This window comes from Collinsella sp. CLA-AP-H1 (assembly GCF_040092945.1).
Classification (GTDB): domain Bacteria; phylum Actinomycetota; class Coriobacteriia; order Coriobacteriales; family Coriobacteriaceae; genus Collinsella.
Genome location: NZ_JBBNKO010000017.1, coordinates 1 through 21,322, shown reverse-complemented (window position 1 = coordinate 21,322; position 21,322 = coordinate 1). Strand labels below are relative to the sequence as shown.

The 21,322-nt window shown below is 58.5% G+C and carries 17 protein-coding genes and 1 rRNA gene; 5 read left to right on the top strand and 13 right to left on the bottom strand.

Features of this window, described 5'->3' with window-relative positions; translation table 11 throughout:
• Positions 1–25 precede the first annotated feature (25 nt).
• Together AAAV44_RS08665 and AAAV44_RS08660 are read right to left on the bottom strand one after the other, a co-directional pair.
• Complete coding sequence (locus AAAV44_RS08665) at positions 26–1,300, bottom strand: class II D-tagatose-bisphosphate aldolase, non-catalytic subunit (protein WP_349115348.1); 1,275 nt, start codon at positions 1,298–1,300, stop codon at positions 26–28.
• 116 nt (positions 1,301–1,416) lie between these two features.
• Positions 1,417–2,889, bottom strand: a complete 1,473-nt coding sequence (locus AAAV44_RS08660) for a fructose-specific PTS transporter subunit EIIC (RefSeq protein WP_070097143.1) — start codon at positions 2,887–2,889, stop codon at positions 1,417–1,419.
• Positions 2,890–3,304: 415 nt separating this feature from the next.
• On the opposite strand from AAAV44_RS08660, the gene AAAV44_RS08655 reads away from it, so the two are divergent.
• Positions 3,305–4,315 (top strand): LacI family DNA-binding transcriptional regulator, encoded by a 1,011-nt coding sequence (locus AAAV44_RS08655; protein ID WP_040359542.1) that lies wholly within the window; start codon positions 3,305–3,307, stop codon positions 4,313–4,315.
• Positions 4,316–4,434: 119 nt separating this feature from the next.
• On the top strand, positions 4,435–5,418 hold the full coding sequence (locus tag AAAV44_RS08650; protein WP_349115347.1) for a DNA/RNA non-specific endonuclease: 984 nt from the start codon (positions 4,435–4,437) through the stop codon (positions 5,416–5,418).
• Between the two features lie 128 nt (positions 5,419–5,546).
• On the opposite strand, the gene AAAV44_RS08645 is transcribed toward AAAV44_RS08650, so the two are convergent.
• The 4 genes from AAAV44_RS08645 to AAAV44_RS08630 form a co-directional block, all read right to left on the bottom strand.
• Complete coding sequence (locus tag AAAV44_RS08645; protein ID WP_022093945.1) at positions 5,547–7,622, bottom strand: elongation factor G; 2,076 nt, start codon at positions 7,620–7,622, stop codon at positions 5,547–5,549.
• A gap of 310 nt (positions 7,623–7,932) precedes the next feature.
• Positions 7,933–8,697, bottom strand: coding sequence for an amino acid ABC transporter ATP-binding protein (locus AAAV44_RS08640; RefSeq protein ID WP_349115346.1), 765 nt, complete (start codon positions 8,695–8,697; stop codon positions 7,933–7,935).
• Positions 8,690–9,328, bottom strand: a complete 639-nt coding sequence (locus AAAV44_RS08635) for an amino acid ABC transporter permease (protein WP_035138726.1) — start codon at positions 9,326–9,328, stop codon at positions 8,690–8,692. Before AAAV44_RS08635 ends, AAAV44_RS08640 begins: the two co-directional genes overlap by 8 nt.
• 165 nt (positions 9,329–9,493) lie before the next feature.
• The gene (locus AAAV44_RS08630; protein WP_349115345.1) at positions 9,494–10,354 is read right to left on the bottom strand and encodes a transporter substrate-binding domain-containing protein; all 861 of its coding nucleotides are present in this window, start codon (positions 10,352–10,354) and stop codon (positions 9,494–9,496) included.
• Positions 10,355–10,703: 349 nt separating this feature from the next.
• Between AAAV44_RS08630 and rlmD the strand changes: the two genes are divergently transcribed.
• Positions 10,704–12,152 carry a 23S rRNA (uracil(1939)-C(5))-methyltransferase RlmD gene (gene rlmD, locus AAAV44_RS08625; RefSeq protein ID WP_349115344.1) on the top strand — a complete coding sequence of 483 codons (1,449 nt, stop codon included), beginning with the start codon at positions 10,704–10,706 and terminating at the stop codon, positions 12,150–12,152.
• 78 nt (positions 12,153–12,230) lie between these two features.
• Here the strand turns inward: rlmD and AAAV44_RS08620 are convergent, their stop codons facing one another.
• The 5 genes from AAAV44_RS08620 to tilS all read right to left on the bottom strand — a co-directional run bounded on the left by AAAV44_RS08620 (position 12,231) and on the right by tilS (position 18,966).
• The gene (locus AAAV44_RS08620; RefSeq protein WP_195920144.1) at positions 12,231–13,052 is read right to left on the bottom strand and encodes a phosphatase; all 822 of its coding nucleotides are present in this window, start codon (positions 13,050–13,052) and stop codon (positions 12,231–12,233) included.
• Between the two features lie 165 nt (positions 13,053–13,217).
• Positions 13,218–14,402 carry a pyridoxal phosphate-dependent aminotransferase gene (locus AAAV44_RS08615; RefSeq protein ID WP_196025543.1) on the bottom strand — a complete coding sequence of 395 codons (1,185 nt, stop codon included), beginning with the start codon at positions 14,400–14,402 and terminating at the stop codon, positions 13,218–13,220.
• A 189-nt stretch (positions 14,403–14,591) separates the two neighbouring features.
• Positions 14,592–16,670, bottom strand: coding sequence for an ATP-dependent zinc metalloprotease FtsH (gene ftsH / locus AAAV44_RS08610; RefSeq protein ID WP_349115343.1), 2,079 nt, complete (start codon positions 16,668–16,670; stop codon positions 14,592–14,594).
• Between the two features lie 61 nt (positions 16,671–16,731).
• The gene (hpt, locus tag AAAV44_RS08605; protein WP_022093938.1) at positions 16,732–17,280 is read right to left on the bottom strand and encodes a hypoxanthine phosphoribosyltransferase; all 549 of its coding nucleotides are present in this window, start codon (positions 17,278–17,280) and stop codon (positions 16,732–16,734) included.
• 147 nt (positions 17,281–17,427) lie between these two features.
• The gene (gene tilS, locus AAAV44_RS08600) at positions 17,428–18,966 is read right to left on the bottom strand and encodes a tRNA lysidine(34) synthetase TilS (protein ID WP_349115342.1); all 1,539 of its coding nucleotides are present in this window, start codon (positions 18,964–18,966) and stop codon (positions 17,428–17,430) included.
• A gap of 48 nt (positions 18,967–19,014) precedes the next feature.
• On the opposite strand from tilS, the gene AAAV44_RS08595 reads away from it, so the two are divergent.
• A complete protein-coding gene (locus tag AAAV44_RS08595) occupies positions 19,015–19,824 on the top strand; it encodes an MBL fold metallo-hydrolase (RefSeq protein ID WP_349115341.1) in 810 nt (269 codons plus the stop codon).
• Between the two features lie 82 nt (positions 19,825–19,906).
• Here the strand turns inward: AAAV44_RS08595 and AAAV44_RS08590 are convergent, their stop codons facing one another.
• Positions 19,907–20,338 (bottom strand): Hsp20 family protein, encoded by a 432-nt coding sequence (locus AAAV44_RS08590; protein ID WP_156063448.1) that lies wholly within the window; start codon positions 20,336–20,338, stop codon positions 19,907–19,909.
• Between the two features lie 277 nt (positions 20,339–20,615).
• Here AAAV44_RS08590 and AAAV44_RS08585 point away from each other — a divergent pair, with 277 nt between their 5' ends.
• Entirely contained in the window at positions 20,616–21,083 is a 468-nt protein-coding gene (locus tag AAAV44_RS08585; protein WP_349115340.1) for a hypothetical protein, read from the top strand.
• Between the two features lie 131 nt (positions 21,084–21,214).
• Here the strand turns inward: AAAV44_RS08585 and rrf are convergent.
• Positions 21,215–21,322: ribosomal RNA gene (rrf, locus tag AAAV44_RS08580) — 5S ribosomal RNA — on the bottom strand; the annotation flags it as partial.

Genomic DNA, 21,322 nt, shown 5'->3' with positions numbered 1-21,322 from the left:
CCCGGCGTCGCGTAGGAAAAACTACCTAGTCCTCGAGAGCCTTCTCGATACGGCTCGTGACGCCCTTGAGGTTAAGACCGACGACGTACTGCTTGATCGGGCGCTTGATGTGCTCAATCACAAAGCGCTTGCCGTCGATGTCCTGGGCAGCGAGGTTGCGATAGAGCTTCTCGACCTGCTCCTTGACCTCGGGATCGTTAAAGGCGTAGTGGCCGGAGACATCCAGAATCTTCAGGCTGAGCTCGTCGTCGGCCAGAATGTCGTCAACCTGCAGGTTAACGTCGTCGCCGGTCATCCACTTGCGCCAACGCTCGGTCTTGATAGCCTTGACCAGCAGCGTGTGATACAGGTCGGAGGGATCGTCGCACAGGCCGTTGTCGACCAGAATCTGCTCGGTAGCGCAGAGCTTGAGGTAAGCGCGGGTCTCCTCGGTGCCGTACTGAGGGGCGACATTGGAGGCCGTCACGTGAGCCGGGATGTGCTCGAGCAGCGTTGCGTCATCCAGATAGTCGGCGTTGTGCTCCTTCAGGCCCACGCCGTAGCGCTTTGCCATATCGGCGAGCTCGCGTGCGTTCTTAAAGTTGTAATGGCCGACCTGCTCGGTCCAACGGGTAAGCGTGCCGGTCTGACCGACGATAAAGGTGGGCATGGGGCAGCCGCGCTTCTCGAGCTCGGGCTGCAGCTGAGAAATGAACTCCTCGTACTTATCGGTAGAGGTCAAGCCGCCATTGGTCTCCTCGGTACCGACCTCATAGGCGACCTCGGGCAGGTTATGCTCGTGACGGTACTGCTCAAGGTAGTCGATAAGATCGATCGTGCGGCGAAGCACCACGTCGAGCGGAATAACCTTGCCGATCTGGTAGGGGTCCTTGGTGGGGTCGACCATCAGCAGGTCAAAGCCTGCCTCCATGTCGGCGACGAAGGACTTGCGGGCGAGCTCCATGGCCTCGTCCTCGGGCAGGTGGGCGTTACGCTCCTCGTCGCGCTGCCACGGACCGCCGTGATCGCGGCACAGGTAGTACGGGCCGGTGTAACCCACCTCGTCGGCAACCTTCTTGATGTCGGCGGCAAAGCGCGTCTGATCCCAACCGTTGACGTAGCCGGCGCCCATCTCGTCCATATCGACCTGGTTGCGGCTGGCGATAAACATGGGCGGGAAATCCTCGTCCTTGGCAAGCTCGAACACGGCCTGAATCAGGTTGGGGCTCATGGGGCCAATGCCGACCATGGTTGCGTGATCGCCGCTATCCTGCAGCTTGAGCATGCCCTGAACGGCCTGGCGGATGGTGAGGTTGGACATTTTGTTCTCCTTCTCCAGAGGATTTTTGACAAAAGTTCCCTGGGACCCAGATGTGGGCCCTATCAGTACGGATGGATTTTGTTGTGTAGGGGCGGTTGTGCGGAGTCCTTAAAGGTTTACTTGGCCTGCTTGTCGAGCGTGGGCTTCATGGCAATCAGGATTGCAGCGGCGACCACGGAGCCAATCACGATGTCCAGGCAGAACAGCGCGACGTTGTTGGTGGCAAGGGCGACGATAAAGCCACCGTGCGGGACGTAGCAGTCGATACCCTGGAAGGCGGCAAGCGCCGCGCCCACGGCAGAGCCGATGCAAATGCCGGGAAGGGTGTGACCGAGGTCCTTGACCGCGAAGGGGATAGCGCCCTCGGTAATACCGATGCAGCCCATGAACAGCGCGGAGATGCCCATCTGACGGTCAGCGTCATCAAACTTGTTCTTGGCGATGAGCGCAGCGAGGCCACAGGCAATCGGGGGAACGGCAACGGCGACGCGGAACATACCATTAGGACCGTAGATGCCGGAGGCCATGATGGCCATGGTGAAGGTCGAGGCGGTCTTGTTGATGGGACCACCCATATCGAAGGCGGTCATAACGCCAATGACCAGACCCAGGACAACTGCGGAACCGCCCTGCAGGCTGCCGAGCACGCCGGTGAGCCAGTCCATCACAAAGCCAAGCGGCGTGGCCAGGATGTAGATATAGGCCATGCCCAGGACAAGCGAGGTCAGAATCGGGATAATCAGGATGGGCATGATGGTCTGGATGGTGTTGTTGACCTTCCAGGTCTTCATCCAGCGGACAAAGTAGCCGCAGATAACTGCCATGATCATGGCGCCCAAGAAGCCGGTCGAAACGCTGTTGCCGTTAGGGGTAACGACTGCGTTGTTGACCAGGTAGCCCAGGACAAAACCGGGGGCGAGCGCGGGCTTGCCGGCCATCGAGTAGGAGATGTAAGCCGCAAGCACCGGGATCATCATGGAGATGCCGGCCATGCCGATGGTGTTAAGGCTCACCATCAGCGGATTCGTAACCTCCATGCCGTTGGCGCCGGCGGTACCGGATGCCAACGAGAAGGCGAGGAACACGCCACCGATAACGACAATGGGGATAAAATAGGAAACGCCTGTATTGAATGCATTGAGCAGCGTCTTGCCAGGATCGGCAAAGATAGACTGCTTGGACGCCGGTGTCGGGGCCTGCGGGGCAGCGGAGACGGCCTTCTTCTCTGCCTTGGCCTCGGCCTTGGGCGCGTCAACGGCGCCACCCGTCGCCTTGATAATCTCAACAGCCTGGTCGATGATCTTGACCGGATCGGCGATCACATCGGAAGTACCGACCTTGAGGAACTTGCCCTCGGCCATCTTCTGCTCAAAACGGTCCTCGTTCTCGACACCCACGTCGACGGACTCCAAGACCAGGTCGGCGGAGTCCACGTCTTCCTGCGTGAGCTCATTCTCGATACCCAGGCCACCCTGAGCCTCGACCTTGCACTCGATGCCACGGGCGGCGCATTCATCCTGAATCGCCTTCTGGGCCATATACGTGTGGGCGATACCCACGGTACAGGCGGCAACGCCTACGATCTTCATTGCTTCCCTCTTTTCATAGAGTTGCGTGCGCAAGACACCGTTTGCGGAGGCCTCCGGAGCATCCCCTGCCGTTTGGACTTGCTGTCTTTTCGACAAGACCAATATAGGTGCTCGTTTTTCTTAATGCCAGCTTATTTCGGTAAACGCGCAGGTCAGAGCGTTGGTTATGCGATTTAGTTATGCGTTTAACCAAAAATGAATCCTGCTATTTTACCCTCGATTTCAAAAGTCAAGAAGTATTTGATTTTCTCGGTAGACGGCAGATGCGCATGCCGGTCACAAATTTCGACCCCACCCGTATACCGCATTTGTTGCATACTCATATGAAAGGAAAAGGTCGCTCACCGAAGCGTATCCCCCACCAAGACTCAAAGTCATCATGTTGGAAAATGCTCATCTGTCGGAAGGAGTCGCTGTGGCAAAACAGCGCGTTACGATCGCAGACGTCGCTCGAGAGGCGGGAACCTCGACGGCAAGCGTCTCGTATTACCTCAACGACAAACGAGAAAAGCTTAGCGAGAAGACGCAGAACAAAATCGCGCGCGTAATTAAGGAACTCGGATACGTTCCCAATGCCCAGGCGCAAACGCTCACCGGCAAACAAACCCACGTCATCGCCATCATCATTTTGGATAACACCAACAAATGGGCGGGGCTCGTTCTCAATGGCATGGAGCAGGTCATGCTCCCCGCGGGCTACCAGACGGTCGTTTGCACGAGCAACTTTAACCCCGAGACCGAGCTCATGTACGTCGACAAGATGCTCTCGCTGGGCGTCGATGGCTTTATCATCCAGCCCACGGCAAACTTCAAAGCCGTGCACGACCGCATTAGACGCGCCGGCAAGCCGGTCGTCTTTTTCGATGCGGCCATCTATAGCCCAGGTACCAGCTGGATCAAAACCAACCTTTACGACGGCGTGTACAACGCCACACAGGCACTCCTCGACGCCGGCTACGAAGACTTCTTTTCCATTGCCGCCAACATGACCGAGATGCGCACCCGCATGGAGCGTTTTCAGGGGTATGCCGAGGCACTGGCAGCGAACGGACAACTCTACAAAGCGATTCCCATCGATCACAACAAGCCGTCAATCAACGAGCTCACCGAATACTTTAAATTCAAGTTCAATCCCGCCAAGCGTACGCTCATCTTTGTCCAAAACCAATGGGCGCTCCCCCGCGTCTACAAGGCGCTTCAGCCCATGGCCCATCTGCTTCCGCAGCAAATCGGCCTTTTGGGACTCAACTGCGAAGACTGGACTAATCTCACCACGCCGACTGTCTCCACCATCATCGAGCCCGTCGACCAGGAAGGTCGCGAAGCAGCCGAGATGCTACTCGCCCTACTTGACGGCAGCAGCGAACCCGGCGAGCAGCGCATTCTCGAGTGCAAGCTCAACTGGCTCGACTCCACCTCGATCTAGACCGCGGGACAAATTAATCAGTAGTGTTTGTCCCAAATCTTAAGTATTTGTTCGATAGAACGGCCCCTGCCGGCTCCTGCTAGACTGGTAGATTCCCAACCGTCCATCCAGGAGCCTCAATGTCGCGCAAGTCCGCCTACAAGCAAGTCCTTTCCATCGGCACCGCCGTGGTGCTGGGGTTTGCGCTGTTTACGGGATCGCTCGACGGAGCTCCCAAGCTGCTGTCGCCGCAAAGCGATGAACAGGCGGTAGCTCTGGCCGAGAAGCAAAACGAGAGTCCCAGCCGCACCGACAACGAGGCAGATCTGGTTGCCCGACTCGAATCGGGGACAGCGATCTCCTCGGACTCTCAAAACAGCCAGGACTCCGGCGATGGCTCCGAATCCGCCGCACCCGACACCGGTGATGCCGCTTCCGAGGACAGCTCCACCACCCCCATCGACGAGGTCGAAAACCCCGACCTCAACCGCGCCCGCGGTGTTTATCTCAGCAGCATTCCCGACTACGCCGGCAACCCCTACGTTGCCCTGCGCGCCGACAGCACGCACCCGCTCGGCACACCATCATTCACGCTCGATGAATACGAGCGCGCTACAGGAGAGGGTTGCTTTAAGAAGTTCTCCAAGCTTGACAGCCTGGGCCGCACCCGCAAAGCGCTCGCCTGCGTGGGCCCCGAATCACTCGGTCAAGGCGAGCGCGGCGATATCTCGCGTATCCATCCTGCCGGTTGGCACCAGCAGCGCTACGACTTTATTCCGGGCCAGAGCCTCTACAATCGCTGCCACCTTATCGCCTGGTCGCTCTGCGGCGAAAACGCCAACCGCAAAAATCTCCTCACCGGCACGCGTTATCTCAACGAGACGGGCATGCTACCGTTTGAAGAGCAGATTCTCAACTATATTCGCGATACGGGCAACCACGTGCTCTATCGCGTTACGCCCATGTATAACGAAGAGGAGCTTGTCTGCCGCGGCGTGCGCCTTGAGGCGCAATCGGTCGAGGACCACGGCAAGACCCTCTGCTTCCACGTGTACTGCTACAACCTGCAGCCGCACGTGCAGATCGACTACGCTACCGGCCGCAACCAGGCCTCGGGAGACTAGGACCGACCAAGCTGCCCCAAAGCCTAAAATGATCCGTTTTTCTCCGTCCCCAAGGAATCAAATAAGGCCGCCCCGGTTACCCAGGGTGGCCTTTTCGTCAGCACCTACATTGCAGACAAAATCGCACGCTACTTGGCGCGACCCTCCTCATAGCGCTCGACCAGCTTGGCCTGAACGTCATAAGGCACCTGCTCGTAGCCAGCGGGCTTCATGGTAAAGTCACCCGTGCCGCGCGTGATAGAGCGCAGACGCGTCGAGTAATCCGTCAGCTCGGCGAGAGGCGCCTGCGCGATAACCACGGTGTCACCGCGCTCATCGGTCTCCATGCCCGTCACGCGACCGCGCGATGCCGAGATGTCGCCCATCACGGCGCCGGCGTAGCTCTCGGGGATAGTCACCGTGATTTCCTCGATGGGCTCCAGCACCACCGGATCGGCATCGGCGCATGCCTTGCGCAGGCCGATGCGAGCCGCCGCGCGAAACGCCATCTCGTTGGAGTCGACGCTGTGATACGAACCGTCGTACACAGCCACGCGAATGCCCGTAAGCGGGTAGCCGGCAATAATACCGTCCTTCATAGTCTCCTGGACGCCCTTGTCCACGGCGGGGATCAGCGAGCGCGGAATGCGGCCGCCCACGACCTCATCCACAAACTCGTAGCCGTCGCTCGTGCCGTCGGGCCCAATAAGCGGCTCCACGCGCAGCCAGCAGTCGCCGTACTGACCGGCGCCACCGGTCTGCTTCTTGTGGCGACCCTGGGCGCTCGCCGTGCGGCGGATGGTCTCGCGATACGGAATGCGGATCGGCACGCTCTTGGCCACGACCTTGGTGCGATCCTCCAAACGGTTGAGCAGCACCGAAACCTGCGCCTCACCCACGGCGGAGATGATAGTCTGGCCCGTCTCCTCGTCACGATCGATGCTCATGGTCGGATCGGCCTTGCATGCCTTCTCGATAAACGTGTAGAGCTTCTCTTCGTCCCCGCGATTCTCGGCCTCGATGGCAATGCGGTACTGCGAGTTGGGGAACTTAAACGCCGCAGCCTCGACCTTGCCGGTAATCGAGAGCGTGTCACCCGTCTCGGCAGCCAGCTTGGGCGCCACGATGATGTCGCCGGCATAGGCATGGCCAACCTCAGTCATATCGCGGCCGCACATCACATACAGGTGAGCCAGACGGTCGCCCTTGCGCGTGCGCGCGTTGACCAGCTCAAGGCCCGGCTCAAGCGTACCCGTCAGCACCTTGATAAAGCTGATGCGACCCTGCTGCGGATCGGCCAACGTCTTAAACACAAACGCCACCGGACGATCATCGTCGCTCGAAATCTTGAGCGAATCGCCGTCGATGAGCGGCATCTCGCCGTAGTCCGTCGGCGCCGGGAAGTATGTGGCAATGTCGTCCATCAGCGAGTTGACGCCCTGCTCCTTAATGCAATCGCCCGCAAAGACCGGCACAAAGATGCGCTCGGCAATCGCCTTCGACAGCAGGCCTTCAAGCTCCTCCTGCGTCAGCGTCTCCTCGCCTTCCAAGTACTTCATCATCAGTTCGTCGTCAGCCTCGGCCACCAGCTCGCACAGATGGTCATGGGCTTCCTCGGCCTGGGCACGATACTCCTCGGGAATCTCCGACTCAACGGCTTCGGTGCCGTTGCAATGGCGCGCCTTCATGCGCACCAGGTCGATGATGCCGTCAAAGTCCTCGCCCTCGCCCCAGGGAAGGGTCACGGCGCCCAGGCGCGTGCCAAAGCGCTCTTGCAGCAGATCCATCGTGGTCGCAAAGCTGGCCTCGGAGCGCGACAGGCGGTTTACGAACACCGCACGCGCCAGGCGCAGGTCCTCGGCGGCATACCAGAGCTTAACCGTCGTAGGCTGCGGGCCGGCCTCGGCGTCGACCACAAACAGAGCCGTCTCGCAGACGCTCATCGCGGCAAAGGCGTCGCCGATAAAATCGGGGTAGCACGGGGCATCGAGCACATTGATGCGCGCGCCCTTCCAGTCGATCGGCGCGATGGTCGTCGAGATGGAAAATGCACGCTTGACCTCTTCGGGGTCATAGTCGAGCGTGGGCTTGGTGCCGTCGTGGCCGCCCAGGCGGGCGGTCTTGCCGGAAAGGTGGAGCATGGCCTCGGCGAGTGAAGTCTTGCCCACCCCGCCTTGGCCTACGAGCACCACGTTCCTTACGTTACCGGTCTTGGGAGCACCCATGATGACCTCCTTGCAGGGCCGCGCGCAATGCGCGACGCCAACGGGGAGAGTTCGCGGTCGGTGCCATCCCGGGAGCAGCATGGTCGGCAGCCGAGCCGACTCACCCTCCAAATGTCCTATGCCACCACCCTACCCTCACGGGCGGCTGTCCATGCATACCTTTCGGCGCACGTATGAATACAGGCGGCGAGAGGAAGAGACAAGCGTGTGAGGCGATTATTGAACCCAGTCGATGCAAACAAAAAGCCGCCACAGACCGTAAGACCTGCGGCGGCTTCGCCTCAATTAATAGTTGAATAAATACCTGAGCCTACCCCTCGATACGGCTCAAGAACTCACGGGTACGTTGCTCACGCGGGTGATTGATAACCTGCTCGGCCGGACCCTCCTCGACAATGCGGCCTCCGTCCATAAAGACCACGCGATCGGCAACATCGCGCGCAAACTGCATCGCGTGGGTCACGATCACCATCGTCATATTCTGCGCGGCAAGGTCTTTAATGACACGCAGCACCTCGGCCGTTAGCTCGGGATCGAGCGCCGAGGTCGGCTCGTCAAAGAACAGGATCTCCGGGTCGAGCGCCAAGGCGCGGGCGATACTCACGCGCTGCTGCTGGCCGCCCGAAAGCTCACACGGCACCTTGTTCTCGTTGCCCACAAGCCCCATCTGAGCAATCAATTCATGCGCACGAGCTTCCGCCTGCTCGCGCGGGCGCTTAAGCACGCGAATCGGCGCGTCGATGATGTTTTTCATCACGGTATAGTGCGGGAACAGGTTGTAATTTTGGAACACCAGGCCGAATCGCGAGCGCGCCTGTTTGGGCACATCGCCCTTCGCATAGACCGCGCCCGAACCCGCATCCGTCGCAACGGCAAGGTCACCAAACGAGAGCGAGCCACCGTCGAGTGTCTCGAGTAGCGTGGCACACCGCAGCAGCGTGGACTTGCCGCCACCCGAAGGCCCGATAATCGCCACGACCTCGCCACGCTTGACCTCGAGCGAGATATCCCTGAGCACCTCATTGCCGCCAAACGCCTTGCGCGCGTTCGCTATATTCATTACCGAATTAATCATGGTAGTAATCCAATTTTTTCTCGGCGGCGCCCAGCAGCATCTCGACCACAAAGTTAAAGACCCAGTAGATCAACGCCGCAATCGCAAACGGCACCATGCTCACTTGCGAGGCGACCAGCGCCTTGGCCGTCGAGAACATCTCCCCCACGCCGATGGCAAACGCCAGCGACGTATCCTTGACCAGCGTGATGATCTCGTTGCCCATCGCCGGCAAAATGCGCTTGGCAACCTGCGGCATCACGATATACAGAAACGTCTGCATGCGCGAATAGCCCAGTACCTCGGCTGCCTCGTATTGACCGCGCGGAATGGACTGCAGGCCCGAGCGATAGATCTCGGCAAAGTAACCGGCGTAGTTGATGATGAACGCTACGACGCACGCCGTCCACTTGGAATCGGGCGTGAGCGAAATGCCAAACACGTAGTACGGGGCAAAGTAGATGGCAAACATCTGCAGCATGAGCGGCGTGCCACGCATGACCGAGATATAGATGCGCGCAATCCAGCGAAGCGGCGCGATTTTGCTCATGCGCATAAACGCCACGGGGATTCCCAGCGGAATCGATCCCAGCAGTGTCAGCACAAACAACTGCAAACTGACCAAGAATCCCTGGCCGAGCATCTGCATCATGACTTGGATAGACAACCTAAGCTCTCTTTCGCGACAACAGAACAGCAAACCCAATGCTAAAGCGGGTTTTCCAGGTGCTCGAGTTTGCCGTGAAAGAGGAGCGCCGCGTACTAAATGTACGCAAGCGACGGTTTGAACGGCAACATCGGGTGCCTGGGAAAGCCGCTATTTCAGAACCCAGTTGTCGAAGGAAAGACCGTAATCCGCATACTTGTCGCACAGGTCCTTGACCGTGCCGTCCTCGTAGAGTGCCTTGAGCGACTCGGTCACGGCGTCGGCCGACTTGGTGTCGCCCTTCTTAAAGCCGACGGCGTAGTGCTCGCTGGACAGCGGCTCATCAAGCTGCGTATAAGCATCGGGCTTGGCGGCAAGCTGATACTGGGCAATCGAAAGGTCGCAAGCCACGGCATCGACCGCGCCGCTCTCGAGCTGCATAAAGGCCGTGTTGTACTCGCCGATCGTGTCGAGCGTGGCAAACGTCGCCGCCAGATCCTTCTGGTCACCCTCGAGCACATCCTGCGCAGCGGAATCGGTCTGAGTGATCACGGTCTTGCCAGCAAGATCGTCCCAGCTCTTGATGCCCGCATCCTTCTTTACCACCAGCACCTGCTCGTTGAGCATGTACGGCTCGGAGAACGTATAGTCATCCTCACGGCCCTCCATGGTAAAGCCGTTCCAGATGCAGTTGATGGCGCCCGAGTTAAGCAGCGTATCCTTGGCGTCCCAGTCGATGGCCTCGTATTTGACCTCCCAGCCCTGCTTATCAGCGACAGCCTTGGCCAGATCGAGGTCAAAACCAGTGTACTCGCCGTCGTCGCCCACAAAGCCGTACGGAGGATAGGACTTATCAAAGCCCACCACGAGCTTCTTGGACTCCGCAGCGCCCTTCACATCCTTGGCTGCGGCAGAACCGGCAGCAGAGCCCTTATCGGCACCGCCGCCACAACCAACCAGGCCAAGGCCTAGAACCGTGGCGAGCGAGCCGGCTAGACCAACAAACTGACGACGAGACATATCGGTGTTCATGGTATTCCCCCTTGATGGCACTTTAGTTAAGTAAAGTGAGTCGTGTAACGTCCAGAATCATACACTCTACCTTGATAAAGTACAAGGGAGAGGTTGCCCGGCGTGGGCGGGGAGCGGCGCGTAATTAAGTTTCCTGCTCTACAGTCCTGCGCAAGACGGAAAGCACATTAAGTGCTTTCCTTTGCGTGCGGAACTCGCGATAAACTTAATTACGCGCCGCTCCCCGCCCACGCCGGGCAAACATCGTTGGACTTATCGCTGACATGAAATGGGCGCTTGCATATCGTCTGCTAACTTGGCACGGTACAATGCTTTCAGATTTCAATTTGTAAATTAGTGGGGTTAATTCATGGCAGAATCTCGTGCGGAGCGTAAGGCTCGTCGTGCTTTGATCGAGGCGGCTGAGGGGTCAGAGGAGATAAAATCTTCTAAGAAATCCAAGTCGTCTCAGGACGCGAAGGGTAAGTCGGCCAAGGGCAAGGCTAAGGCCAAGCGTCCCGGCTCTCGTCGGAACGAGGATAAGGCATCTCAGACTCGCTCCAAGCGCTCGCATAAAGATCGAGTTTCGTCTGCGCGTAAGGCCGTGGACCCCAAGTCTCCCTGTTCGATCATGAAATCTTGCGGTGGGTGCACGGCGCTCAATCGTCCTTATAAGAAGCAGTTGGCGGCTAAGCAGGCTGCTATGGAGGAGCTGTTTGCCGAGCTTTGTGAGCGCGAGAGCATTGCTGTCGATCCTATTCGCGGTATGGGCGTCACCCTTGGCGACCCGGGTAAATATCCTGCGCCGCGTGGCTTTCGTCATAAGGCTGCCACTCCCTTTGCTCCCGGTAAGGAGGGCGCTGTCCGTTGCGGTTTCTTTGAGCGCGGCACACACAAGATCGTTGCCGTACCCGAATGCCCCGTCGAGGCGTCGGGCGCTCGTCAGATTCTCAACGGCATCGCACGCGAAGCTGAGCGGTTGCATATTCCCGCCTTTAACGAGGACAAGCATCTTGGTTTGCTCCGCTATGCCGTCATCCGCTGCGGTTGGCGTACCGACCAGGTCATGGTTACGCTCGTGACCGCCCAGCGTGACTTACCGCATGCACAGGAGCTCTTTGAGGCCGTCGCGGCGCTCGATCCGCATATCGTCACCGTTGCCCAAAATATCAATGGACGTCCCGGTAACGCCATCTTGGGTGAGGAGACTCGTATCGTCTATGGCGCCGAATGCATGCGCGACCAGCTGCTCGGCTGCGAATTCGACATCTCCCCCACCGCGTTTTATCAGACCAACCCGCAACAGACCGAGCTGCTCTATCAGCTCGCTATCGACGGCATGGATTTGCACCAGGGCGATGTGCTCATGGATGCCTACTGTGGCAGCGGTACCATCGGTCTTTGCGCAGCTAAAGATGCCCAGAACAAGGATATCGGCATTATGCTGCTCGGCGTGGAGCGCAACCCGGCGGGCATTGCCGACGCACGCCGCAATGCCGAGCTCAACGGCCTCACCCGCAGCGCTTGGTTTATGGTCGACGACGCCACCGATTACATCCTGGATGCCGCCGATAACAACGAGCGGGTCGATGTCCTTTCCATCGATCCGCCGCGCGCCGGCTCCACGCCCGAGTTCCTCGAAGCTGCCTGCGCGCTTAAGCCGCGCCGCATCACCTATATCAGCTGCAACCCCGTAACTCAAGAGCGCGACCTGCATCAGCTCCTCGACGGAGGCTATTGCCTGCTCAAGATCACGCCCGTCGACATGTTCCCTCACACCGACCACACCGAAACCGTAGCGGTCCTCGAACGCCGCTAACCGACCTCAGTAGATTTTTGGGACAAGAAAGGGGGCGACCCGCCTGGGCCGCCCCCTTCGCTTGGTTTATAAACTCCGCTACATCCCATTGCGCAGATCGCACACGCCGGCTGCCGCCATCTCGCGCAGCAGCGTCTCGCGGTCGCGCGTCACGATCAAATCTAGCGGGAAGTGAATCTCGTCGAGCATCTTGCGCGCGTGATCGAGCTTGCCAATGGCCATGCCAATGTGGGCATCGGTTGACACGCCAATGCCCACGCCCAGCTCGGCGCAGCGCTCGGCGATCTTGCGGCATACGGCCCAATGCTCAGTGTCGACACCGTGTTCAAGACTATGGTTGTTGATCTCGATAATCTTGTGCTTGGCCTTAGCCGCCAACAGCACCTCGTCGATATCGAACGGCACGCCCGAACGCCCCGTGTGACCCAGCATGAACACCTTGGGGTACTCCAGGGCATTGATATACATCTCGGTCGTCTGGGCCAGCGTCGCGCCTTCAGCAATCTGCGGATTATGCACGCTCGCAACCAAATAATCCAAATTTCGCGTAACCAAATCGAACAGCGAATGCTGACGGCTGTACGAATCACCGGCAATATCGAGCGTGACAGGAGTGTCCTCGCCAAACAGGCTTCCGTCCAGCGAAACGATATCGGCCTCGGCACCACGCAGCACCAGCACGCCGCTCCAAATGCGCGGCCAGATATCCTGGTTGATAAAGAATTGGTAACTGCGCAGGTCATTGGGGCAAGCCGTAACCATAGAGCTCAGATGGTCGGCAGATCCGAGCACCTGCAGGCCACGCTCTGCCGCCCAGTACACATTCTCCTCAATGGTCGAATATGCATGCGCAGAGAATATCGTATGGGTATGAATGTCACAAGAAAGCAGGTAGGGCATCAGGTCTCCTTATCTGGCACGGCCGTCGCTTATATTCATTGTACGCATAGCCTTCGATAGTCGTAAAACCACTCCATCCCAAAGACACAACGTCCATGACAACGGGGTCTGGCTTAACACCAAACCCCGTTTCACGTAAAACATTGTAGGCAGAGCGCTTTACTTTTAACGATACTCGTCCGCCAACTGTTTCCAAGCGGGTAGCGAATTGATAATCGTTTCGTAACTCACGCAATAGCCCAGGCGGAACCAACCCGGCATACCAAAGCTGTCCGAGGGAACCGCAAGCAACTCATACTTCTTTGCACGCTCGCAAAACGCATTCGCATCGGGTTCCAGCGCCTTCACCCACAGGTAGAATGCACCATCCGGCTCAACATAGGTGTAGCCGTACTCCGCTAGTGCGTCGGTAAGCGCGGTGCGGTTGCGCGCATAGGCCTCGACATCGCTCGGCTCATCGATGCAATCGATGATTACGCGCTGGAAGAGTGCCGGTGCGCATACAAAACCTAGCGTACGGGCAGCACCCGCAACAGCCGGCATCAGACGGGCAGCCTGCGGATTGGTGTTGGGAACCAAGATCCACCCCACGCGCTCGCCCGGCAGCGACAGCGACTTGGAATACGAGTAGCACACGATGGTGTGCTCGTAGATCGAGGGCACCCAAGGCACCTCGGCACCGTACACAATCTCGCGGTACGGCTCATCCGAGATGAGCATAATCGGATTCTCGGGATCGCGCTGAGCGTTGGCCTCGCGCAGAACATTGGCCAGTCGCGTCAGCGTGTCGCATGTATATACGGCACCGGTCGGATTGTTGGGAGAGTCAATGATGACGGCCGCCGTCTTATCGCTGATCGCCTTGAGCACGTTGTCCACGCTCAGCTGGAACGTATCTTCATCGGCGAGCGCCTCAACACACGTACAGCCGGCCTTCTCAATCCAAACGCGATACTCCGGAAAGTACGGGGCGATAACAATAACCTCGTCGCCCGGGTTCGTAACGGCGTTGAGCGTGCAGGTGAGCGAAGCCGCGGCACCCACCGTCATAAATACGTCTTTGCCCTCATAGCTCGTGCCAAAGCGGCGGTTGAGCGATTCGGCCACAGCGGCACGACATTGCGGCAGGCCCGGTGCGGGCGTGTAGCCGTGCAGCTGGTCGCTCGGCAGCTCCAGGGCCTTCTTAATCGACTCAGCCACAGCAGCGGGCGCCGGAACGCTCGGATTGCCCAGCGAAAAATCGAATACGTTTTCCGCACCGATCTGCGCCTTGCGCTCAAGGCCATAGCTAAAAATCTCACGGATGATGGAGCTTTCCGCGCCGCGAGCATACATAGTTTCGTTGATCATCTGTTCCCCTTTCGCATAGGCGCTATTGTACGCTTTAGCCGAGCAAAGTGCCGCAGCAATGTTAATTGGGGACAGACTTAAATGCGTGAAAACGCTCATTTAAGTCTGTCCCCAATCAACAGACGGCCCCATATCGCTCAAAAGAAAAAGCCTCCACAAGTTTCCCCGCGGAGGCTTTTGTTACAAGGACTATTTGTCGGCGTCAGTGTCGGCACCGGCATTGACGGCATGGTCATCGTCAGCACCATCGGATGCGGCTTCGGCATCCTCCTGCATGGCCGCCTGCGCAAAGGCCGCGGCATCAGCCGCCAGCTCCTCCTCGCTCATACGAGGCGCGCGCTTCTTGGTCGGCATGCCGGCCGCCTTGGCATTGCGCTCCTCCTTGGCCGCCAGGATATCACCCTCGCGCTCAAGGTAGGCATCCCACTCGTTGTCGAGCAGGGCGTTCACGGCGTCGCCTTCGACGGTCTCGCGCTCAAGCAGCACCTTCGCCATCAGATCGAGCTGATCGCGACGGGCGTCCAGGATCTCGACCGCACGACGATGGGCCTCACGCATAATGCGCTGAACCTCGATATCGATGCGGCGCGCCGTCTCCTCGGAGTAATCCTGGTGATCGGCGTAATCGCGACCAAGGAACACCTGATGTTGCGCCTCGCCAAACACTTGCGTGCCCAGCTCCTCGCTCATGCCCAAGCGCGTGACCATCTCGCGCGCCATCTTGGTTGCGCGCTCCAGATCGTTGCTCGCGCCCGACGTAATGTCATCGCACATGAGCTCCTCGGCAACGCGACCGCCCAAGAACACGGCGAGCTCGTCGAGCATCTCGTTCTTGGTCTTGAGGAAGTGGTCCTCCTGCGGAAGCTGCAGCGTGTAGCCCAGAGCCTGACCGCGGCTGACGATCGAGATCTTGTGGACCGGATCGGAGTGCTCCAGGATGTGGCCCACCAAAGCGTGACCGCTCTCGTGGTAGGCAATCGTGGTGCGCTCGGCCTCGGTCATCACGCGACCCTTGCGCTGCGGTCCGGCAATCACACGCTCCATCGATTCCTCGACCTCGTCCATCGAGATCACGGAACGATGGCGGCGGGCAGCCAGCAGCGCAGACTCGTTGAGCAGGTTCGCCAAATCGGCGCCAGTAAAGCCAACGGTCATCTGGGCGAGTTTCTCAAACTTAACGTCCTCGTCCATCGGCTTGTTCTCGGCATGCACGCGCAAGATCTGCTCGCGGCCCTTCACATCCGGACGGTCGACCGTAACCTGACGGTCAAAACGACCGGGACGCAGCAACGCCGGATCCAGGATGTCGGGACGGTTGGTCGCAGCGATCAGGATGACTGACTCGCTCTCCTCAAAACCGTCCATCTCGACCAGCAGCTGGTTGAGCGTCTGCTCGCGCTCGTCGTGACCGCCGCCCAAGCCAGCTCCGCGCTGACGTCCCACGACATCGATCTCATCGATGAAGATGATCGACGGGGCCTGAGACTTGGCCTCCTTAAAGAGGTCGCGCACGCGGCTGGCGCCGACGCCCACGAACATCTCCACAAAGTCAGAGCCCGAGATGCTAAAGAACGGCACGCCCGCCTCGCCGGCAACGGCCTTGGCCAGCAGCGTTTTACCGGTGCCCGGAGGGCCAACCAGCAACACGCCACGCGGGATCTTGGCGCCCAGCTTGCGATAGCGATCCGGATCGCTCAAAAAGTCACGGATCTCCTCGAGCTCCTCGACTGCCTCGTCCACGCCGGCAACGTCTTCAAACTTGACCTTGGGGCGCGTGGCCTCGTTGGTCTTGGCGTTGGTCTTGCCAAACTGCATGTTCCTGTTGTTGGCACCCATCATCTGGCGCATAAAGTAGAACATGATGGCGATAAGGGCGATCGTCGGAAGCACACTCATCGCCAAGTCGCCCCAAAAATCGGGATCGTTGGTGTTGACGATGTACTTGGTATCGGGGTGCTCCGCCATGAGCTCGGCAAGCGAATCGGAGCCGACATAGGTCGAGGAGAAGCTCTTGAGCTCGCTCGTATCGCCCTTGTCCTTCTTCGTCTTCCAGTAATGACCCGTCACGCTTCCGTCTTGAACCGTATAGGTCAGATCTTCGACGCGATCCTGCTTGATGGCGCTGACCATCTCGCTCGTCGCGAGCTTAACGGTATTGCTGGAGCTGGCAAAGCCGGAGCCCATGTTAAAGAAGGCGTAGCCCAGAAGCGCGCAAGCCAAAATAAAATACAGCCAGCCCGTACGCGTGGGCTTCTTGCCTCCGGGCATCCCCGGGATCTTTGGGTCCCGGGGAGTCTGGGAATTGTTGTCGTTACGGTCGTCGGGCATCTTACGAATAAACCTCCGGTTTCAAAATGCCCAGATACGGAAGGTTGCGATAGCGCTCGGCATAGTCGAGGCCGTAGCCCACCACAAAGGCATCGGGGCAATGGGTTCCAACATACTTGGGCGTGATGGCCGAGACGCGGTCCTCAACGTCCTTCCACAGGAAGGCGGCGACCTCCAGAGAAGCGGGCTTGCGGCTCTCGAGGTTCTTCATCAGATACTTGAGCGTCAGGCCCGAGTCCAGAATGTCCTCGACGATCAGCACGTCGCGACCGCGGATGTCGATATCCAGGTCCTTAATGATACGCACGATACCCGAGGACTTCACACCGTCGCCGTAGCTCGAAACAGCCATGAAATCGATGTTGGTCGGCAGCTCGATCTTACGCATCAGGTCGCCCATAAAGACCACGGCGCCGCGCAGGACCGCAATCAGCACCAGATCCTTACCCGCGTAGTCGCGCGTAATCTCCTCGCCCAGGCGAGAGACGATACCGTCGATATCCTCCTGCGTGAACAGAACCTTCTCGATATCCGGATGTTGAGAAGCCATGACAACCCTTTCTTGTGCTTATCGCCCACACACCGCCGTATGGACGCGAACTACACATTCTAGCAGCGCACGGGGTAAATTTACCAGCCCGTGCGCCATCAGCGCGGGAATACCGTCAACGTCGCACAGAATAGCAGGCGTGGGACGCTATTCCGCATCGACCACGCGGAGCAGATATGCCACGCGCGTTGCGGCCGTGCACTTAAAACGCTCGTCCGCGCGAACTCCGGCGACCCACACCACGGCACCCCCCGGCGCCGTCCTCACCATGGGCACGCCGGCGCGCTCGGAAACGGGAATGCGAGCCTCGCCTAGCAAATCGGATACTTTCTTGCTTCGGCCACTCATCCCTAACGGGCACATCACGTCTCCCGGCGCGGGACCGTCCACCCACAGGCGCGCCAATCGCGCCTCGGCAGGGATCTCGCCACGCGAGCCCGCCAGGATCCGCTCACTATCGCTGTCGGCAAAACCCAGGGCAGCCGCGTCTACCAAAGCTGTCACTTCCCCGGCAGCCGCAAGCTCACGGGCGCGGCGCACGATATCGCATCCCGGCTCAACAGCCATCGGTTCTGTGACCAGCATGCGTCCCCCGCCCAACGGCAAACGACCGGGTACGGTAACCCAGTCCGCGACCAGGCCCTCGCGAGCCGCCGGCGCCTTAAACGCCAGCATGCCAAACTCAATGCGTGCGTCAATCCCCGCCGGAAGCGTGACCGAGCCGGTGCCCTCGGCAACGCAGGAAAGGACTCGCTCCACATGTCGCATCTCGGGACGAGCGTCCGGATCGATGCGTTTGATCGCCAGTCGCACGATGCGCCGCGCGATTACCACCTCGGCCGCAGCCAGGCGCCTGGCATCGAGCACCAGCGCACCCGCTGCCTCTTTGCGCAAACAGCTTCGAAACGCCTGTGCCGAAAGCTGAGACAAAAACGCGTCCTCATCGCCTAAGATCTCGCAGGCGGTGCCAATCGTCTTGCAGACGCTCGCGTTGCGCTGCGCCACCACTGGCATTACTCGATGGCGCACGTAGTTTCGCAGATACGAGATATCCTCATTGCTCTCGTCTTCACGCCACGGCTGACCATGTACCTGTAGATAACCCACGAGCTCGCCATGAGTTAGGTCGAGCAAGGGACGCACCACGATATTCCTCCGGCGAGGAATGCTCGATAGGCCAGCGGGCCCCGAACCCTTAATCGCGTTCATCAAAAACGTTTCCGCGCGATCCGAAGACGTGTGCGCGGTGCAGATACGAGCCGCCGTTCGCGGTGCCCCCGTCTGGGCGCAGAGCTCGCGAACATACCTCCGCGCCGCGGCATAGCGCACCTCGCGGGCCGCGGCCTCAATATTGCCCGACTCCCCATCAAAATAAGCGTGCTCCACGCACAGCGGTAAACCATATTTCGCGCAGAGCTCACGCACAAAGGCCTCGTCGCCATCGGACGCCTTGCCGCGCAGATGATGGTTTACATGCAGCACATGCAGGCGCTCGCGAGCAATGGGGGCAACACCGCGTCCGTCTTGGATATCCAGCTTTGATGTGCACGCCATAAGAAGCAGTGCCGTCGAGTCCGCGCCGCCTGATACCATGAGCACGACAGGAGCAGCCTGCTGCCTCGTCCGGGTCTCATCGACTGCCCCAGGCACGGCATGGTGTCCATAATGCTGAGATACCGTAGGCATTTGCTTCCTCCTCTATTCGTCCGCACCCATTGTATCCTTTGGAATCTTATGTCTCGTCTGCACCTTCATATCCTCGGCAGTGGCTCTAAAGGCAACTGCGCACTCATCGAGGGCCCGCAGGGGCTCATTATGGTCGATAACGGACTGTCTCGCCGCGAGACATTAAAGCGCATGGCAGAACTGGGGCTCTCGGCAGACAACGTCTCGGCTCTTCTCATTACTCATGAGCACAGTGATCACATCAAGGGCCTCGATGTCTGGTGCAAGCACTGGCACGGCCCCCTCTTTGCCAGCAGGGGCACTCTTTCGAACAAAGAAAATCTTTCGCATCTGCCTGTCGAGGAATTCGATCCCGGCGACGACCTATCCATTGCCGGCATCCACGTGCAAACCTACTCAACATCACACGATGTCATCAATCCGGTCGGCTATCGATTCAATGCTCTCGATGATTCCATTGGGTTTGCCACCGACACCGGAGAGCTATCGAGCCAAGCCATGAACACCCTCAAAGATTGTCGAGTCCTCGCGCTCGAAAGCAACCACGATGTGACCATGCTGCGCGAGGGAGAATATCCCCGCTTTCTTCAGGAGCGCATCCTGTCTGCAAGGGGACACCTCTCCAATGGCCAAGCCGCCGAAGCCGCGCGCGAACTTGTTACCGATCGCACCGAACAGCTCATTGCCATGCATATCAGCCAAGATAACAATCGTCCGAGCCTTACCGTCAAAAGCTATGCCAAAGCTCTAGCCGCAACCCTGGATGACGAGGTCGGCAGCTCCGCCACCCTTCTCCAAGGATCGCGAAAACTCTCGATACGCCCCGCAAGCCAGTATCGGCCAGCAACCTTTCAATAGACTGTCCTAGACAGCAAAAGGGGCCGGGAATCGCTTCCCAGCCCCTTTTGCTGTCTTTTAATAGCGCAGAACACCAACGAAGTTAGTCGATGGAAATCTTCGTAACGTTCTTCTTCTCGACGATCTTGGGAACCGTAACGGTCAGGATGCCGTCAGCGTACTTAGCCGAGAGGCCCTCGCTCGAAGCGTCCTTAAGATACACGCCACGCGTCGCGCTGTACGAGCTGAACTCCTTCTGCAGGAAGTTCTTGCCCTCGTTCTCCTCGTCTTCCTCGACATTCACGCTAATGGACAGACGGCCCTCGTTAAGCTCGACATCGATATCGTCCTTGGCAACACCGGTCAGATAAGCCTTGACCTCATAGCCATCGCCCTTATCCTCAACGTCAACGGGGAACGCCTTAGAGGCAATCGAGTTGTTCGCTAGGTCGCTCATATCATCAAACAGATCGAACAGCGAGCTTGCAGAGGGACGAACGCCAAAAACCGAACGATAAGGAACCATGCTTGCCATGTTTACCACTCCTTTATAGGACTGCCGAGTCATCTTCTAGGTGACTGGGACTTCTTTTGACGCTCTTATATATGCCCACCCAGTACTCATATATACATCGACTATAAAGTTTTTTGAGTCCAATACTATAAGCATATCTAAGTGCGTATGACTTAGGTTTTAGGAAGGTTAAGGTTCTTTGAACCAGAGCTCAAATAACGAGTATGTCCACAGCTAGAAATAACAAGGGGCTTACAATGAGCGCGTACACGTTGTTGGTAACGAGCTAAAGGGCATCATGGACGACAAAAACCAGAACAATATGTTTATGCCGACGCAGGGGGAAGATATTTCCACGCAGCCGTCACGGTTCCATCGCCCCCACATCTCGCAAGAGCCCATTAATGATCCAGAGCCCGAGTATGTGACGAGAAATCGATATCAAACGCTCGAGGATGCCCAAACGGGACGTAAGCACATGGGCGTCGCATCGAGCGATCCCGTATATCTGAAAGATGCACCGTTATCAAAAAACAGCGCAATCAATGACGACCCAACGAAAACGCCCAAAACTCGGCAGCAAAGAGGTCCTCGACCTAAGCAAACCTTAACGCATTCGGCTCGTTATCTCGAGGCGCCAAAACAAGGGAAAACCATCTTCGTCTCATCAAGTAAACGACGTAAGCAGCATCGACTCCAATTACTGCTATTGATCATTGTGGTCATAGCAGTTGCCCTTGTGATTCGATTTATTGTCTTTAAATAAAGGCTCGTTTCCCATAAGCCCAACCGGGTCACGGGTGAAATGCAACTACATTGTGAAGTGTTAACGCAAAAAAGGGGGAGGCCGCGAGGCCTCCCCCTTCTCAGTTCGATGGCGGCTCGGTGCCGTCCACCGGTCAGCGGCGCCCTGGCCTCCCACGGGCTGACCCCGCAGTACTCTCGGCGCGATGGGGCTTAGCTTCCGGGTTCGGAACGGGACCGGGCGTGCCCCCCATGCTCTGG

What these genes read in the sequence shown, in the direction of transcription:
- AAAV44_RS08665 (WP_349115348.1), bottom strand. Translation starts at nt 1,300, where the DNA reads ATGTCCAACCTCACCATCCGCCAGGCCGTTCAGGGCATGCTCAAGCTG.
- AAAV44_RS08660 (WP_070097143.1), bottom strand. Translation starts at nt 2,889, where the DNA reads ATGAAGATCGTAGGCGTTGCCGCCTGTACCGTGGGTATCGCCCACACG.
- AAAV44_RS08650 (WP_349115347.1), top strand. Translation starts at nt 4,435, where the DNA reads ATGTCGCGCAAGTCCGCCTACAAGCAAGTCCTTTCCATCGGCACCGCC.
- AAAV44_RS08645 (WP_022093945.1), bottom strand. Translation starts at nt 7,622, where the DNA reads ATGGGTGCTCCCAAGACCGGTAACGTAAGGAACGTGGTGCTCGTAGGC.
- AAAV44_RS08640 (WP_349115346.1), bottom strand. Translation starts at nt 8,697, where the DNA reads ATGATTAATTCGGTAATGAATATAGCGAACGCGCGCAAGGCGTTTGGC.
- AAAV44_RS08635 (WP_035138726.1), bottom strand. Translation starts at nt 9,328, where the DNA reads ATGATGCAGATGCTCGGCCAGGGATTCTTGGTCAGTTTGCAGTTGTTT.
- AAAV44_RS08630 (WP_349115345.1), bottom strand. Translation starts at nt 10,354, where the DNA reads ATGAACACCGATATGTCTCGTCGTCAGTTTGTTGGTCTAGCCGGCTCG.
- rlmD (WP_349115344.1), top strand. Translation starts at nt 10,704, where the DNA reads ATGGCAGAATCTCGTGCGGAGCGTAAGGCTCGTCGTGCTTTGATCGAG.
- AAAV44_RS08620 (WP_195920144.1), bottom strand. Translation starts at nt 13,052, where the DNA reads ATGCCCTACCTGCTTTCTTGTGACATTCATACCCATACGATATTCTCT.
- AAAV44_RS08615 (WP_196025543.1), bottom strand. Translation starts at nt 14,402, where the DNA reads ATGATCAACGAAACTATGTATGCTCGCGGCGCGGAAAGCTCCATCATC.
- ftsH (WP_349115343.1), bottom strand. Translation starts at nt 16,670, where the DNA reads ATGCCCGGAGGCAAGAAGCCCACGCGTACGGGCTGGCTGTATTTTATT.
- hpt (WP_022093938.1), bottom strand. Translation starts at nt 17,280, where the DNA reads ATGGCTTCTCAACATCCGGATATCGAGAAGGTTCTGTTCACGCAGGAG.
- tilS (WP_349115342.1), bottom strand. Translation starts at nt 18,966, where the DNA reads ATGCCTACGGTATCTCAGCATTATGGACACCATGCCGTGCCTGGGGCA.
- AAAV44_RS08595 (WP_349115341.1), top strand. Translation starts at nt 19,015, where the DNA reads ATGTCTCGTCTGCACCTTCATATCCTCGGCAGTGGCTCTAAAGGCAAC.
- AAAV44_RS08590 (WP_156063448.1), bottom strand. Translation starts at nt 20,338, where the DNA reads ATGGCAAGCATGGTTCCTTATCGTTCGGTTTTTGGCGTTCGTCCCTCT.
- AAAV44_RS08585 (WP_349115340.1), top strand. Translation starts at nt 20,616, where the DNA reads ATGGACGACAAAAACCAGAACAATATGTTTATGCCGACGCAGGGGGAA.